The 13,555-nt window shown below is 61.6% G+C and carries 15 protein-coding genes; 13 read left to right on the top strand and 2 right to left on the bottom strand.

What is annotated here, in order from left to right:
- Positions 1-208 precede the first annotated feature (208 nt).
- Positions 209-2,425, top strand: coding sequence for a polysaccharide deacetylase family protein (locus tag CKO42_RS03920; RefSeq protein WP_200239591.1), 2,217 nt, complete (start codon positions 209-211; stop codon positions 2,423-2,425).
- A gap of 208 nt (positions 2,426-2,633) precedes the next feature.
- Here CKO42_RS03920 and CKO42_RS03915 read toward each other — a convergent pair whose 3' ends face one another.
- A complete protein-coding gene (locus tag CKO42_RS03915; protein WP_200239587.1) occupies positions 2,634-3,011 on the bottom strand; it encodes a NifB/NifX family molybdenum-iron cluster-binding protein in 378 nt (125 codons plus the stop codon).
- Positions 3,012-3,253: 242 nt separating this feature from the next.
- On the opposite strand from CKO42_RS03915, the gene CKO42_RS03910 reads away from it, so the two are divergent.
- From CKO42_RS03910 to CKO42_RS03885, 6 genes are all read left to right on the top strand, one after another.
- On the top strand, positions 3,254-4,210 hold the full coding sequence (locus tag CKO42_RS03910; RefSeq protein ID WP_200239583.1) for a SphA family protein: 957 nt from the start codon (positions 3,254-3,256) through the stop codon (positions 4,208-4,210).
- Between the two features lie 247 nt (positions 4,211-4,457).
- Entirely contained in the window at positions 4,458-5,597 is a 1,140-nt protein-coding gene (locus CKO42_RS03905; protein ID WP_200239580.1) for a tyrosine-type recombinase/integrase, read from the top strand.
- 665 nt (positions 5,598-6,262) lie between these two features.
- Complete coding sequence (locus tag CKO42_RS03900) at positions 6,263-6,493, top strand: hypothetical protein (RefSeq protein WP_200239575.1); 231 nt, start codon at positions 6,263-6,265, stop codon at positions 6,491-6,493.
- Positions 6,490-6,780, top strand: a complete 291-nt coding sequence (locus CKO42_RS03895; protein ID WP_200239571.1) for a hypothetical protein — start codon at positions 6,490-6,492, stop codon at positions 6,778-6,780. Before CKO42_RS03900 ends, CKO42_RS03895 begins: the two co-directional genes overlap by 4 nt.
- Complete coding sequence (locus CKO42_RS03890) at positions 6,777-7,052, top strand: hypothetical protein (protein ID WP_200239566.1); 276 nt, start codon at positions 6,777-6,779, stop codon at positions 7,050-7,052. The genes CKO42_RS03895 and CKO42_RS03890 overlap by 4 nt, the downstream gene beginning before the upstream one ends.
- Positions 7,049-8,365, top strand: coding sequence for a hypothetical protein (locus tag CKO42_RS03885; protein WP_200239561.1), 1,317 nt, complete (start codon positions 7,049-7,051; stop codon positions 8,363-8,365). The genes CKO42_RS03890 and CKO42_RS03885 overlap by 4 nt, the downstream gene beginning before the upstream one ends.
- 15 nt (positions 8,366-8,380) lie before the next feature.
- Here the strand turns inward: CKO42_RS03885 and CKO42_RS03880 are convergent, their stop codons facing one another.
- The gene (locus tag CKO42_RS03880) at positions 8,381-9,805 is read right to left on the bottom strand and encodes an IS701 family transposase (RefSeq protein WP_200239556.1); all 1,425 of its coding nucleotides are present in this window, start codon (positions 9,803-9,805) and stop codon (positions 8,381-8,383) included.
- 111 nt (positions 9,806-9,916) lie between these two features.
- On the opposite strand from CKO42_RS03880, the gene CKO42_RS03875 reads away from it, so the two are divergent.
- From CKO42_RS03875 to CKO42_RS03855, 6 genes are all read left to right on the top strand, one after another.
- Positions 9,917-10,156 (top strand): DUF433 domain-containing protein, encoded by a 240-nt coding sequence (locus CKO42_RS03875; protein WP_200239551.1) that lies wholly within the window; start codon positions 9,917-9,919, stop codon positions 10,154-10,156.
- Positions 10,153-10,509, top strand: coding sequence for a DUF5615 family PIN-like protein (locus CKO42_RS03870; RefSeq protein ID WP_200239548.1), 357 nt, complete (start codon positions 10,153-10,155; stop codon positions 10,507-10,509). The genes CKO42_RS03875 and CKO42_RS03870 overlap by 4 nt, the downstream gene beginning before the upstream one ends.
- 2 nt (positions 10,510-10,511) lie before the next feature.
- Entirely contained in the window at positions 10,512-11,831 is a 1,320-nt protein-coding gene (locus CKO42_RS27115; protein ID WP_242479102.1) for a heparinase II/III family protein, read from the top strand.
- A 47-nt stretch (positions 11,832-11,878) separates the two neighbouring features.
- The gene (locus CKO42_RS27110) at positions 11,879-12,604 is read left to right on the top strand and encodes a heparinase II/III domain-containing protein (protein ID WP_338034841.1); all 726 of its coding nucleotides are present in this window, start codon (positions 11,879-11,881) and stop codon (positions 12,602-12,604) included.
- Between the two features lie 185 nt (positions 12,605-12,789).
- Entirely contained in the window at positions 12,790-13,224 is a 435-nt protein-coding gene (locus CKO42_RS03860) for an MBL fold metallo-hydrolase (protein ID WP_338034840.1), read from the top strand.
- Positions 13,196-13,477 carry a hypothetical protein gene (locus CKO42_RS03855; protein WP_242479101.1) on the top strand — a complete coding sequence of 94 codons (282 nt, stop codon included), beginning with the start codon at positions 13,196-13,198 and terminating at the stop codon, positions 13,475-13,477. Before CKO42_RS03860 ends, CKO42_RS03855 begins: the two co-directional genes overlap by 29 nt.
- Positions 13,478-13,555 lie beyond the last annotated feature (78 nt).

Genomic DNA, 13,555 nt, shown 5'->3' with positions numbered 1-13,555 from the left:
GGTTTTTCATTGCCTGCGTCGATGCGATCGTCCTCGGCATGGGGCAGACGCATGCTAGTGTCAAATGCTGCTGTCGTTGGTTGCGAAGGCGCCCTGTACTTGGCAGCATGGGTTGAACCGTCGCTATGGCAACCAAAGCCGTTCTCAGTCTCGGGCCGAAGTCTGAGCCTGACGCGACAGATCCCATCGATCCCAAGGACTCAAACCCATGCCCGTCTTTAACCGTTTCCTCAACATCGAGTGTCCGTCGCGACTCGAGATTGCCGCCGATGGCAGTTACCCAGCCTTCCGGGTGGCGTTTTCCGCCGATGGTGAGATCCCGTTTCCGCAGGTCATCGTGCGCGCGTCCGGCCGCGAGACGCTGATCAATGGCGAGGCGATCGTCGGCTCCGAGGAGGCTAGTGGCCGCTGGCATTACCAGGTGTCGATGCCTGCTGGCAGGGCAGCGAGCGAGCGGCTCGATCTGCAGATCGAAGGCTGCCGCCGCGCCGAGATTCAGCAGGCGGGCGGTGGTGACTGGATCAAGACCTTCGCCGGGGTGCGGCTTGAGCGCGCTGGCGATGAAGCCGGCAGCGCTCGACATGGTCAGACCGGGTCAGCAGAACCGGCTGGCACAGGTGAAGGCGCGGCTCAGGCAGGCGCCGAGCAACGGTCCCCAAGCGCCCAGATCCAGCTTGCGCAGTCCAACGGCGCAGAGGTTAAGGTCTACTTCGGCATCCACAAGCACATGCACCAGCCCTATTACGACACCACCAACCCCGACTATTGGGATGGCGAGAAGGATGAGATCTTCGGCTCGCGCGGTGGCAACTACACCGATTTCGTGCCGGCCGCCATTCGCCAATATCGTGATGGCGGTCTCGATCATGGCGGACTATCAACCAGCTGGAGCGGCACCCTGATCGAGCAGCTCGAGCGCTGCGACGAGTTGGGCCGTTGCGGCGGGCGCTTCAGCGGTTGGAACCGTGCACTCAGCGAGATGGCCAGCGCCAAGACCGCGCTTGGCAATCCGCGCCTGGCGTTCTCGGCGTTCGGCTTCTACCACCCGCTGATGCCGCTGATCCCGCACCGCGATATCGTGCGCAACATCCGCTGGCATCGGGAGTTGATCCAACGCGTCTTTGGCGCTGAGGCCTCGCGCGTGCTGTTCCCGCCGGAGACGGCGTTCCATGTGCGGATGATCCCGGCGCTGGTTGAGGCCGGCGTCGAGGCGGTGATCTATGACTCCATCCATCGCTTCCGCGCCTGCAAGGACTATCCCTACGCTGGGATCGAGGAGGGCATGCTACCGCCGAACCCGGCCGATCAAACCAATCCACCTGTCGACGATTGGCTGCAGCTGCACAACATTTGGGCGGCGTCGAAGATCAGCCCGAGCCTGCTGAGACCCGAGTATGTCGGCTATGAAGACGCCGATGGCGAGCTGCACAAGATCATCGCCATCCCGGCGGAGCGCTATATCGGCAATGAGGATGCGCGTGGTGGCTTCGGTGCGCTGCAATATCCCGATGTCCTCGGCCAGCTCTACCAGCGCATTGTCGATACCGGCAGCTTCGATCCCAAGCATCCGCCGTTCTTCCTGCTGCATTCCGATGGCGATAACCACGGTGGCGGCGCCGATAGCTACTACCATCACAACACCGGCCAGCTGGTCGACTGGCTCAAGCGCGATCCGCGCTTCGAGCTGACCACCGCCGAGGACTATCTGCAGCGCTTCCCGCCAGACCCGAGCCAGGTCGCCCATATCGAACCTGGCTCCTGGGCCGGCGCCGACAACGGCGACCCGCAGTTCATGAAGTGGTTCAGTCGCTACGACCAGCCCTACTCGCCGGACCTGAACTCCTGGGCCGTGCTCACTGCGTTCCAGGATCGGGTGCATACGCTTGAAGACAGTGAGCCCGATCATCCAGCGCTGGCCGAGGCAATACGCCTGCTGCTCACCGCCGAGACCAGCTGCTATTGGTATTGGACTGGGCAGACGGGTTGGGATCAGCAGGTCACCAATGCCGCCAACCTGGGGCTGAGCCGGATCGGTCAGGCGATCGACGACCTGGTCGCATCGGGCCAAGATCGTCGCGGCCCGACCATTTTCCCGCCCTGGGTCACGCCGGAGAACCCGGGCGGTAAGCGTTGGGGCCAGGGCTGTCTGCTCGACGCACCGCGCGAGTCGGTGCTCCATAGCTTCGTCAGCGATTGCGCTGGGCTGAAGAGCGTGGAGCTGGTGCTGCGCAGCGACACCGGCGAGCAGCGCCTGCCGATGCACGATCATGGCCCTTATCCGTCGCAGACCGGCGCGGCGCTGAGCGCACATTACTTGACCGCGCAGCTTCCGCTCGGCGCCGGTGATGTCCGCTATTACATCGAGGCCGAGGATCAGCGGGGGAATATCGCCCGAGGTAGTCTGGAGCGGATCTTTTTGGCCTAGTATGAGAGCGCGCTTTTTAGCGCCAAGGCCGCCTGTCACGCATCCATGTTCAGGACTTTCTCAACCTGCACGGCACCCTGGCGATACTTGCGGCGGCTCAGGGTGACACCGAGCGCGCCCGCCAAAGTGTCTCCGCGCGATCGAGCTTGTGGTGGTCGACGCCGACGAGCGACGCCGACCCAATGACATGCGCCGCTCCTTGATCAGGTCATCGGTGCGCATGACCATGCGCGACACTTTCGGCACAAGGGGCTGCACCCTGCAGACCCTCGTTCAGATAGGCCTGTAGCGCCTGATTGACGCTACCCGCGGCACCGGTGGCGGTCTTAACGCCAGCTTGCTCAAAGAAGGCGATGGCGCGACCACCCATGCCGCCGCTGATCATCACCTCAGCGCCCTGCTCATGGATGAATGCCGGGATCTGTCCGGGCTCGTGCGACTCGGCAAAGGGGTTCGTGATCACCTGAGTCGTGGTGACTGCGCCGTTCTCGACCTCAGCCAGCACAAAGTAGGGCGCATGCCCGAAATGCTGCGCGACAGGGCTCTCCAGTCCAGCGTCGGTCTCAGCGGTAATGGCAATCTTCATCGGTGTCTTGTCTCCAGCTTGGTGTGTGAGCAATCGAATGCTGATCACTGGGGCCTGATCATCCGGGTCGTGATCAGTGCCTGAACTGCATCGATTATTGACTGACTGGAGGCGAGTCGGCGCTGATGATTCGCAGCGGATGCTGAGCTAGCGCAAAACCGCATCAATCCGCTGTAGCGCTCCGCGATCGCCCTGCGGCTTGATAGCGACGGCAAATAAACAACAAAGAGGCTGTCAATACGATGCGTCAACGTCACCTTGCCGGCGGTTTCATCTTCGCCCTGCTGCTGAGCCAGCCCGTGGCGGCCTATGATCTGCCGTCCCTCAATCTAGGCTTCACCAGCTTTCTCGATGGCGCGCCGCCCTCGGGTCCGGGCTGGTATGCGCAGCAATATGTCCAGTTTTATCGCTCCGCGCGCCTCAAGGACGCCGACGGCGACAATGCCTTGATCCCGACTCCGCAGGGACCGCGCACCGCCGAGGTCGACGCCAACATCGGCATCACCCAGCTGGTCTATCAATCCGATCAGCCGCTACTGTTCAACGGCAAGTGGGGCCTGAACCTGATGCTGCCCTATGCCAGCCTAGAGCTCGATCCGGATAACGGCCCGATCCAGGCCAGCAGTGCCAACCTCGGCGACTTGCTCGTGGGACCATTCCTGCAGTGGGACCCGATCATGGGTGCGAATGGACCGCGCTTCATGCAGCGGGTTGAACTGCAAATGCTGTTGCCAACCGGCGACTACGATGCCGATAAGGCGATCAACCCGGGCAGTAACGTCTTCTCGTTCAATCCTTACTGGGCCGCGACCTTCTTCGCGACGCCCAAATGGACCCTCTCCTGGCGCCTGCATTACCTCTGGAATGCCGAGAACAAGGACCCCTTCCGCCTGCTCGGCGTCGATGACAGCCAAGCCGGACAGGCCATTCACCTCAACTTCGCCAGCGCTTACGAGGTGATCCCACAACGGCTGCGCCTCGGCCTCAACGGCTACTATCTAAAAGAGATCACCGACAAGCGTCTCGACGGCAGGCGCATCAGCGACAGCAAGGAACAGGTGCTCGGCCTCGGCCCGGGCTTGGTCTACCACCTCTCCAAGCACGACCATCTTTTCTTCAATGCCTACTGGGAGACCGAGGCCGAGAACCGGCCCGAGGGCGGCCGCTTCAATCTGCGCTACGTGCATCACTTCCATTGAGTGGTTGCTTTTATGGTGGGCCGTGTAGGATTCGAACCTACGACCAAGGGATTATGAGTCCGATGGTCCCCCAGCAATAGCGCGGCCTGAGACGGTATTTTGCGGCACAAGTCACACTAGGAGTCACACTGCGCTGTAAATTTGTGCTAAGGTGAAGCCATGCGAACTAGCGCACGCTAGCGCAAAGTGAGCCCCGAAGGCGGCAACCAACGGGACTCGGAGTCACCACCTGCTGAGAGCGCAGCAAATGGCAACCATCCGCAAGATAGCCCGCGAGTCGGGCACTGTCTATCAAGCCTATATCCGCAAGCAAGGGCACAAGCCCCTCACGAAGACCTTTAAGACCCGCAACGCCGCTGAACGCTGGGCGCGCAAGACGGAAGCGGCGATCGACGAAGACACCGCCGGACTGACCAACGAAGGCCAAAAGCACACCTTAGGATCAGCGATTGAGCGCTATCGGCGCGAACTGCTGCCTAACCGCAACCCCAGCACGCAACCAAACTACAACCGCCACCTGGACTATTGGGCGCGTGAGCTGGGCCACCTGAAGCTCGCAACCCTCAGTGCTGCAGAGATTGCACGTTGCCGCGACGCCCTGGCAGCAACGCCGATTCCGCCAAAGAAACCGGGCGGAGAGTCCAAGCAACGCACACCTGCAACCGTGAGGCGCTATCTAGCGACCCTGGAAGCCGTTCTGACGGCTTGCGTCAGAGAGTGGCACTGGTTGTCTGTCTCGCCCGTGAAGGCCGTCAAAAAGCCCGAGGGGGCCGACAACAAGCGCACCCGGTTCCTATCCCGCGACGAGCTGGCGCGCCTACTTGAAGCCTGCAAGGCATCCGAGAGTCCCGACCTGTACCTCGCTGTCATCTTGGCTGTCACCACCGGGGCGCGTCGCTCAGAACTGATGGGCTTGCGCTGGCGTGATCTCAATCTTGAACAACAAGTACTCAGCGTTCGCACCGAGACGGCAAACAGTGTGAAGGGCGGCACCCGCAGTCTGCCGATACCTCCGCAAGCCGTCGCACTACTCAAGGCCCGTCAAAGCGCGCTACGCCAGCATAGCAACGTCATCGAGATCAAAGCCCGAGATGATGAAGCCGCCGCCCTGGTGTTCCCGTCCCGCGTCACGGCCAAGCAACCTGTCGACCTGCGTCGACCCTTCACAACCGCGCTCGCTCGGGCAGGGATCGAGGGTCTACGCTGGCATGATCTCAGGCATAGTGCCGCGTCGTTCCTCGCTGAATCAGGGGCGAGCCTGCTCGAAATCGGCGCGGTGCTGGGGCACAAACAAGCGCAAACGTCCCGCCGATACGCCCACCTGACAGAGAAGACCGCCCATGCTCGCGTGCTGGCCGTCGCCAACGACTTGCTGTCTCAGAGTTAGCAATGAGCGCGATCGGGCGGCAGGAGCCGCCAAGAGCCTTAGCACGGTTCATCCTGACGCTCGAAGCTGCACAGGTGTGTGTCCCGCCGAACGTGCGGGATGCGCTTGATGTGTTGTGGCAGGGATGTATGCCAGATCCCAAGAGCGTCAGGCGCAAGCCCCGAGATCGGTTTAACCGTTTGGTCGGGCAAGCCCGAAGACGACAACCAAGCATGTTTCGTGACCTGTGGCGATGGGCACGGATGGGCGAAGTCAAAGCTTCATGCTGTCACTTGGGGCAGTTCAATGCGTGGTTTCAATGTCGGCGAGCGTTCGCGGCGATTGCTCGGGGAGTGCCAGCGCATCAAGCATTTGGCCTGAATCAGCCGGGCAAGCCACATTCGTGGCGGCTGACGAGATACCAGCGAGCGGCATTTGAGGCTGAACGGCTGATTCGGGCGGGGGCTACCGTCGAAGCCGCAACCGAACAAGCTCGCCAAGCGGGCGGACTAGGTGATGGGGCCGAGCGTGGCATCCGCCGCAATCGACACCGCATCTTGTGGGGCGACGCTAGAAACGACAAATCGGGGGATTAGCCCCCCTCACCAACGCAACGACGCTCATCCATCCTTAGCCACATGGTCGACGCGCAATAAGGCGCGTCGGTGAAACATGAGGTAACAGCGATGGATCAACCGACCGTCAACCACTGGCGCTCAATCGGCGCGATGGCGGAAATCGTCAACGCGGGCGCCAAGAAGCCAACCCTGAGTGAGCACGCGTTGCGGCATTACGTTCGCACGGCGGAGCAGAACGGCCTAAGCCCGCATATCCGCCGACTCGGGCGAAAGATTCTCATTCACGAGCAGGGCTTTTTGAGCTGGCTTTCGGGCGAAGGGCGGAGGGAAGCCGCATGAATCCGGTCATCATCGCCAACACCAACCCGAACATTGAGCTGGTCGAGGTTCGCGACTTCGACGACAACATGGGGCAGGTTATCCGCTATCAGCCTATCGTTGCTTGGGCTGTCGACCCTGAGAAGCCGGGCGAACCTGCAAAGCCGATCACGACGGACGGGCACGGCCTCCTCTGGGGGCTGCATGACCGAGCTACCGGGCGCGCTTGGGTGCCGGATGCGCAGAGCGGCGAGCTACACCACACTCTCGCTTATCTCGGATGGGGCGACAAGGAGGAAGTGGAATGACCGCACCAACCTTCATTGTCGAACGAGGCCCCGACGGCTGCGCATCCTTCGTGTGCCCGCAGTGTGGCAAGACCAGCCGACACGGTGTCGGCAACGGGCACCGCGCATCGCATTGTTCATGCTGGCCGGACGGCTACAACATTGAGACGCCCAACGGCGACGATGGCGCAGCCGCGTTTGAAGCCTACGAGAAGGGCACGCTTCGCGAGCTACGGTTACGCGCTCAAGGCTTCCGACCAACTGCAAAGAAGCCGGAAGGAGACGCCGCGTGAGTAGCAAGCCTGATTATCTGGAAGTTAGACCCGAGAACATACCGCCCGAGTGGCAAGCCTGGCTTTGGGCAGTCTGGAACGCCACGCAAGATAAAGACGGCAGATGGACCAAGCCGCCCTGTAACGCGCAAGGCTACAAGATCAGCACCAATAAGCCCGAGGGATGGATGCGTTTTGACGAAGCCAAGAACGCGCTTGCAGGGTTCGACGGGTTCGGGGTTCTGATTCAGCGGGAATCAGACCTTCGTGCGATTGATCTTGATGCGATCGACAAGCTGATTCCAGCCATGCCGGAAGTCGGCAGGCTGCTGGCCCGTGCGCGCAAGGAGGGGATTTATGGCGAGAAGTCGCCAAGCGGCACAGGGTTACGGCTGTTCGTTCGGGCACCCTGGCTGCTGCAACAGAAGAAGACGAACGTTAGGGCTCCGGGAGACTGGCCGAAAGGTGAGAAGACACCCGGAGTCGAGCTGTTCGGTCAAGGCTTCGTCACTGTAACGGGAGTTCCGGCTTGGAAGGGCGGAACCATCCAAGAGGCCCAATGGCTGCTTGATGGGCTGTTGGCTCTAGAGCAGCCTGAGAGGCCGACACTAGCCCGTCAGGACGACGGCGAGCCCCCCGTTGACCTGGCTGAAGCTGTCGAACGTGTCTCAGCGGCTGTGGAGCGCCGGCAACCGCAACTGTGGGCGGGCGACTGGCAAGGCGGGAGCGGCGACCTGGGCGAAGGTGTAGGCGGGTATCCAGGGCAGTCAGAAGCTGATCACGCGCTCGCCTGTGAGATCGCCAGACAAGCCCGCGAGGCCGGGGTGCCGGACAGCCAGCTTATGGAAGCGAGCGAGGAGACGTTCAACCGTAGCGGACTGGCGGAGCGCGAGAAGTGGCAAGACCGGGCGGACTACCGCGAGCGGACCATCCGCAACGCAATCGAGGCGACCGAGCAGGATGCACAGGGGGGTAGCGCAAGCCCCAATGCAATCGAACGCCTAAACCGAGACCATTTCATAGCACCTGAAGGGGGTAAGGTGCGCGTCTTCAGGGAGATGAAAGACCCCGAGACGGGCAAGCCCACACTTGCCCGATACTCGGCAGAAGACTTCAAGCTGTTGCACCAGCACGAGTCGATCGAGGTTGGCGAGAAGTCCCAACCGCTTGCACCATATTGGTTGCGTAGTCCGAAAGCGCGGCGGTATCCAGATGGTGTCGCTTTCATCCCAAAGGATAACACGCCTGCGACCATCTATAACTTGTGGAGAGGCTTTGGTGTAGAGCCTGTCGAGGGAGACACGAAGCCGCTTAGTACTACTTTGTTAGATTAATTCCGAGCCCCTGACTCAACCAGTATCATTCGCGCTATCAGGATCATTTTCTCTGTAATGTCGCTCAATATCTTTACGTCGTTGTGCATGCCGAATATCCATCTGTGCGATGCGCCGATCAACCGCATCAGGATCATTGAGAAGCATGGCGATGATGAGCAAGCGGATGTCACGCGCACTCAACAGTGGGCAGGATGCTGTTTGCTGAATACGCTCTTTCACCAAGAACGACAAGGACAGCATGACCAGTGCCATATGATGGTGCCACGCCAACCACTTTCTAACCTGGTAGTCGGACATCCCCAGCTCGCTTTTGGCTTCCTGAAACGCGCGCTCGACCCAATAACGCTGGGCCTGGCGATAGGCAAACCGCTCAATGGGCGTGGTGATGGCATCGTCGTTGCTCAACGAGTATTTGAGCTTGTTGTCGGTGAGCCGGCGACTGATCACCAAGGTGCGCTGGGTCGGGGTCTCGGCCTCGCTGTCCCAGAGCCAGACGCGCCGCACGTGCATCGCCAGCTTGAGCGGGCCTTTGGTGCCATCGCGCACGGTCACGGTTTGCCACTGGCAGGGCAGCAGCTGTTGGGCGTAGGCATCGACGCGCAGCGCCTCGACGTCGGCGCGCCGTTTCGTCGGCGCCGCACCGCGTGGGGAGGTGCGCTCCGGCACCTGCAACTGGGGCTTGAAGGGATAGATCTGCTGAGTGCAGTGGACATCGAGCAGGAAGCTTAACCCCATCTCATCCAGCGCCTCGCCGAGCTCCAGTCCATGACCGTAGAAGCCATCACCCCCGACCCAGCCAAACTCGACGCCCGCCTTGAGATCAGCCTGGACCATCTCGCGAGCAAGCTCGAGCTTGGTCTTGAAAGTGCGCTGATCGGCGGGAATACCGACCTTGTCGCAGCGCGCGGGGTCATCGGTCCAGCTCTCAGGCAGATACAGCCGGGTGTTGATCAGGGTACTGTGGGTGTTCCACACCAAACTGGCATAGACGCCGACCTGGCAGTTCTCGACCTTGCCACTGACACCGGCATATTGGCGGGCAACGCCGACGGACTGTTTGCCTTTCTTGAGATGCGCCGATTCATCGAGGATATAGCCGACGTCCCGGCACTGATAGCTCGGTTGGCTGGCGTAGAAGGCGGAGGTCTTCACCGCAATGTCACTGATTAACGCGCTCGCAGACCAAGGGGAGTCGGAAATGAACTGCTGCAAGCGCTGTTGGCCATCACCCGATAAATCCAGCTCTTCGTTCATCCGTTCCATGTTGCGCCAACTCGCTTCGGTTTTAAACAGGCCTCGGATATACGCCTCGCCGATGTCATGGTTCGCTGACGTCGCTGTGTAGAAATGGTGGTGGTATTCTTCAATGTGAAACGCCAGATTCTCTTTCAGCGAGCGCAAGGGATCTTGCCGTGCAAGGCTTTGGGTTTTGACCATGAGACGTCCAGAATCTATTTGTTACGAGCTGCCTGGAAAATGATAACAATATCAGATGCATAGAGCAAGATAACAAAGTAGTACTAATGAGACGAGATAACGGGCGACACGATGAGCTATTTATTGCATTTTGAAACGCGACCCGACCTCTGTGGCGGTGAGACGGTGATCCGAGGTACCCGGGTCACCTTGCGCACTGTGTTGGCCAGTCTGGCGGAAGGCGGCACGCTTGACGACATTCTTGCCGATTTTCCAACCCTCTCGACAAGCGACCTGCAGGCTGTGATTGCGTTTGCGGCTGCCTCGGCGGAAGAGGATCTCCCGGTACCACCGATGCCGAAAGTCGCGTGAAGATCAAGCTGGACGAGAATATTCCCACGGCGGTTGCATCGCATCTGGCTGCGTTTGGCCACGATGTCGATTCAGTCATGGATGAAGGCTTGGACGGCTGTCCCGACCCTGACGTTTGGGATGGTGCGCAACGGGCAGGTCGGTTCCTGATTACTCAGGATCTGGATTTCTCTGATATCCGGCAATTTGTACCTGGAACGCACGCGGGCTTGCTGCTCGTTCGGTTGAAGAGTCCTGGGCGACGGGCCGTTGCAGAACGCATCCGGACGTTGTTTGCCGTTCAGCCTGTGCACGGTTGGGAAGGCTGTTTCGTTGTTGCAACAGAGGTCAAAGTGCGCGTGCACTGCCCCTGACCATGCATCAACTGCTGCGTTACTGGCACACGCTGCGCCATCTGCGCCCGGTTCAGTTCTATGGCCGCCTCTGGTTCCGGCTCTACCGCCCGCGACCCGGAAATCGGGGACGCAGAAATCGAGGACGGACCACGTTTCCGCAGACCACGTTTTCGCAGCTAGAACGTTTCCATCCAGAGAGAAATAAGGGACAGACCACGTTTTCGCAGCTTGAACGTTTCACTCCAGCGGCCAGAAACCCATCGGACGAGCCCAAAGGGCAGTCACCCTTCCCGCTGCTGCATCCGATCTCGATGCTCGGCCCAGCGCGCTTCCGGTTCTTAAACCAGACACAAGACGTCACCGGCCCCGAAGCCTGGAACGACGCCGCGCGCGACAAACTCTGGCTTTACAACCTGCACTATTTCGATGACCTGAATGCGGCTGCTGATCAGTGCGCCGCTGATGCCCTGAACGCCGATGCTGATCAGTGCGCAACTGCTGAGCGAAACTTCGTCGCGGACTCGATCCGAGCCGACTGGCACCGCGCCTTAGTCCAACGCTGGATCAGCGAGAACCCACCCGGTCAAGGCAACGGCTGGGAGCCCTATCCGACCTCGCTACGCATCGTGAACTGGGTGAAGTGGCTGCTGCGGGAGGGCGTGATTCCGGCCGGGACGACGGGTACAAACGAAACGGACCGCTTCAACAGCGCTTCCGCCCAGCAGGCAAACACTGCGATCCTCAACAGCCTAGCCATCCAGACCAGCTGGCTGAGCCGGCGGCTGGAACACCATCTGCTCGGCAACCACCTCTTCGCCAACGCCAAGGCCCTGGTCTTCGCCGGGGCCTTCTTCGTTGGCCCCGAAGCCAAGCGCTGGCTGCGCCGAGGCCAACGGCTGCTGCGCCGCGAGCTCGAGGAGCAGATACTCGCCGACGGCGGCCACTTCGAGCGCAGCCCGATGTACCACGCCATCCTGCTCGAAGACCTGCTGGATCTGCTGACTCTGGCCGACGTCTACCCCGGCGTGCTCGACGCCTCACTGCTGGCACTCGGCCGCGCGAAGGCGGTTGCCATGCTCGACTGGCTCGCCGCCATGACCCACCCCGACGGCCAGATCAGCCTCTTCAACGACGCCGCCTTCGGCATTGCGCCAACGCAGGCACAACTAGAGTGCTACGCACGAGCGATCTCGATCGCTGCCGATATGACGAACCCAGCTGCCTCCGTCCTACCGGCCACTTCTCCCTCCGTCCCGCCGGCTACTTCTCCCTCCGTCATTCCGGCCGGGAAGCCGGAATCCAGGCCAAGGACGGTCCCTCGCAAACAACACCAGCGCTGATCTGGCTCCGCAACTCAGGCTACATCCGACTCCAAGCCGGCCCAGCGGTGGCGTTGCTCGACGTCGCACCCATCGGCCCTGACTACCTACCGGGCCACGCCCATGCCGACACCCTCTCATTCGAGCTGTCATTATTCAGCCAACGGCTCATCGTCAACGGCGGTACATCACGCTACGGCACTGGCCCCGAGCGCCTCGCCGAGCGCGGCACCGCCGCACACAGCACGGTGCAGATCGATGGTGCCGATTCCAGCGAGGTCTGGGGCGGCTTTCGCGTCGCACGGCGTGCTCGGCCCTTTGATGTCGTGGTTAACGATCTCATGGCCGGTTCAGACCATGACAGACCTGGATTTGCCGGACCCGAGGCAACGTCCCTTTCTCAGGAGTTCGGCCAGGGTTCTCAGGAGCCGCTCGTTGTCTCCGCAGCGCATGATGGTTATCGGCGCCTGCCGGGGAGGGTGGTGCATCGGCGCCAGTGGCAGTTGGCCGAGGATCGCTTAGTGGTGACGGATCGAATCGAAGGTGACTGCCGCTCGGCTGTAGCTCGCTTTCATTTGCATCCGGAGGTTGAGGCCAGCATCGAGGGCACTCAGGGGGTGCTGCGCCTGCCTGATGGTGATGGTCCGCGCGTCCGCTGGGGCGTGACCGGCGGGCAGCCGCGCCTCGTCGCTGATCGTTGGCATCCGGAGTTCGGGCGTTCACTGCCGTCGCAGTGTTTGGAGGTCGTGATTGAGGGCGATCAGTGCGCCCTGGAGCTCAGCTGGCAAACCTAAGTAACCCCGTGAGGGAAAGCAACCTCGCAGCAGAAACCAAAGCTCGGCAGGTGACCGCCCGCTCACCCTCCATGGCCTAGGTCCCGGCTTCCCGGCCGGGACGACGGGTGGTTGTGCGGCAACGTTCAACCGTTATGCAGCGGCGCTCAACAGTCGTGCAGCAGCGCTCAACAAGGGTCATGCCAATGCAGATGCTCCACCACGGCGCCATCGACGGCGTCACCGGCTCCTGCCACCAGCTGATCCTGGCCGACGGGCGCTCGCTACTGATCGACTGCGGCCTCTTCCAAGGCGCTGAGGCCGGCCCCGACGGCGCTGGTGCCCAGCAGCTGGAGATCGGCTTCCCGATCGCCTCCCTCCAAGCCCTGGTCATCACCCATGTGCACATCGACCACGTCGGACGGCTGCCCTATCTGCTCGCCGCCGGCTACCGCGGCCCGATCCTCTGCAGTCCCGCCTCTGCCGAGCTGCTGCCGATGGTGCTCGAAGACGCCCTCAAGGTCGGCTTCACCCGCAAGCGGCGGCTGATCGAGCAGGTGCTCGCCGAGCTGCGCCGGCGCGTGATTGCACTGCCCTATCGCCGCTGGGGTGGTGAACTACCTCAAAGCGCTGCTCGGTGATCCGCGCCACGACATCCTCTTCGTCGGCTACCAGGCGGCCGGCACCCCCGGGCGCGACATCCAGCGCTATGGACCACGCGGCGGCGAAGGCGGCGCTGCAGGGGATGCTCAAGGCAAGACTGCCGGGGACGCAGGTGGTGATTCCTTGAACGCCTGGGAGCACGAGGCCGGGGCCATCGACACCGAGCGCTCGCTCGGTTTTTTTCGTGCTGCAGGGCATCCAGTGGCGCTGTCACCGCCCGCATCCGGGTAAGGAAGCCAAACGATACCAGGTCGAAGAAGCCCGCGTGTTCCTGCGGCGGGCAGGAGTCGAGCCATGAACAGCATGACC

Origin of the sequence: Lamprobacter modestohalophilus (genome assembly GCF_016583905.1) — a bacterium.
In the GTDB taxonomy this organism is placed as follows: Bacteria; Pseudomonadota; Gammaproteobacteria; order Chromatiales; family Chromatiaceae; genus Lamprobacter; species Lamprobacter modestohalophilus.
Note: the sequence above shows the minus strand (reverse complement) of the source record. Positions and strands in the feature narration are given on the sequence as shown.

Bases quoted from the DNA above. Each gene is read 5' to 3' on its own strand.
- CKO42_RS03890 (WP_200239566.1), top strand. From the start codon at position 6,777: ATGACCGCACCAACCTTCATTGTCGAACGAGGCCCCGACGGCTGCGCA.
- CKO42_RS03860 (WP_338034840.1), top strand. From the start codon at position 12,790: ATGCAGATGCTCCACCACGGCGCCATCGACGGCGTCACCGGCTCCTGC.
- CKO42_RS03905 (WP_200239580.1), top strand. From the start codon at position 4,458: ATGGCAACCATCCGCAAGATAGCCCGCGAGTCGGGCACTGTCTATCAA.
- CKO42_RS03920 (WP_200239591.1), top strand. From the start codon at position 209: ATGCCCGTCTTTAACCGTTTCCTCAACATCGAGTGTCCGTCGCGACTC.
- CKO42_RS03900 (WP_200239575.1), top strand. From the start codon at position 6,263: ATGGATCAACCGACCGTCAACCACTGGCGCTCAATCGGCGCGATGGCG.
- CKO42_RS03915 (WP_200239587.1), bottom strand. From the start codon at position 3,011: ATGAAGATTGCCATTACCGCTGAGACCGACGCTGGACTGGAGAGCCCT.
- CKO42_RS03880 (WP_200239556.1), bottom strand. From the start codon at position 9,805: ATGGTCAAAACCCAAAGCCTTGCACGGCAAGATCCCTTGCGCTCGCTG.
- CKO42_RS27115 (WP_242479102.1), top strand. From the start codon at position 10,512: ATGCATCAACTGCTGCGTTACTGGCACACGCTGCGCCATCTGCGCCCG.
- CKO42_RS03875 (WP_200239551.1), top strand. From the start codon at position 9,917: ATGAGCTATTTATTGCATTTTGAAACGCGACCCGACCTCTGTGGCGGT.
- CKO42_RS03895 (WP_200239571.1), top strand. From the start codon at position 6,490: ATGAATCCGGTCATCATCGCCAACACCAACCCGAACATTGAGCTGGTC.
- CKO42_RS03910 (WP_200239583.1), top strand. From the start codon at position 3,254: ATGCGTCAACGTCACCTTGCCGGCGGTTTCATCTTCGCCCTGCTGCTG.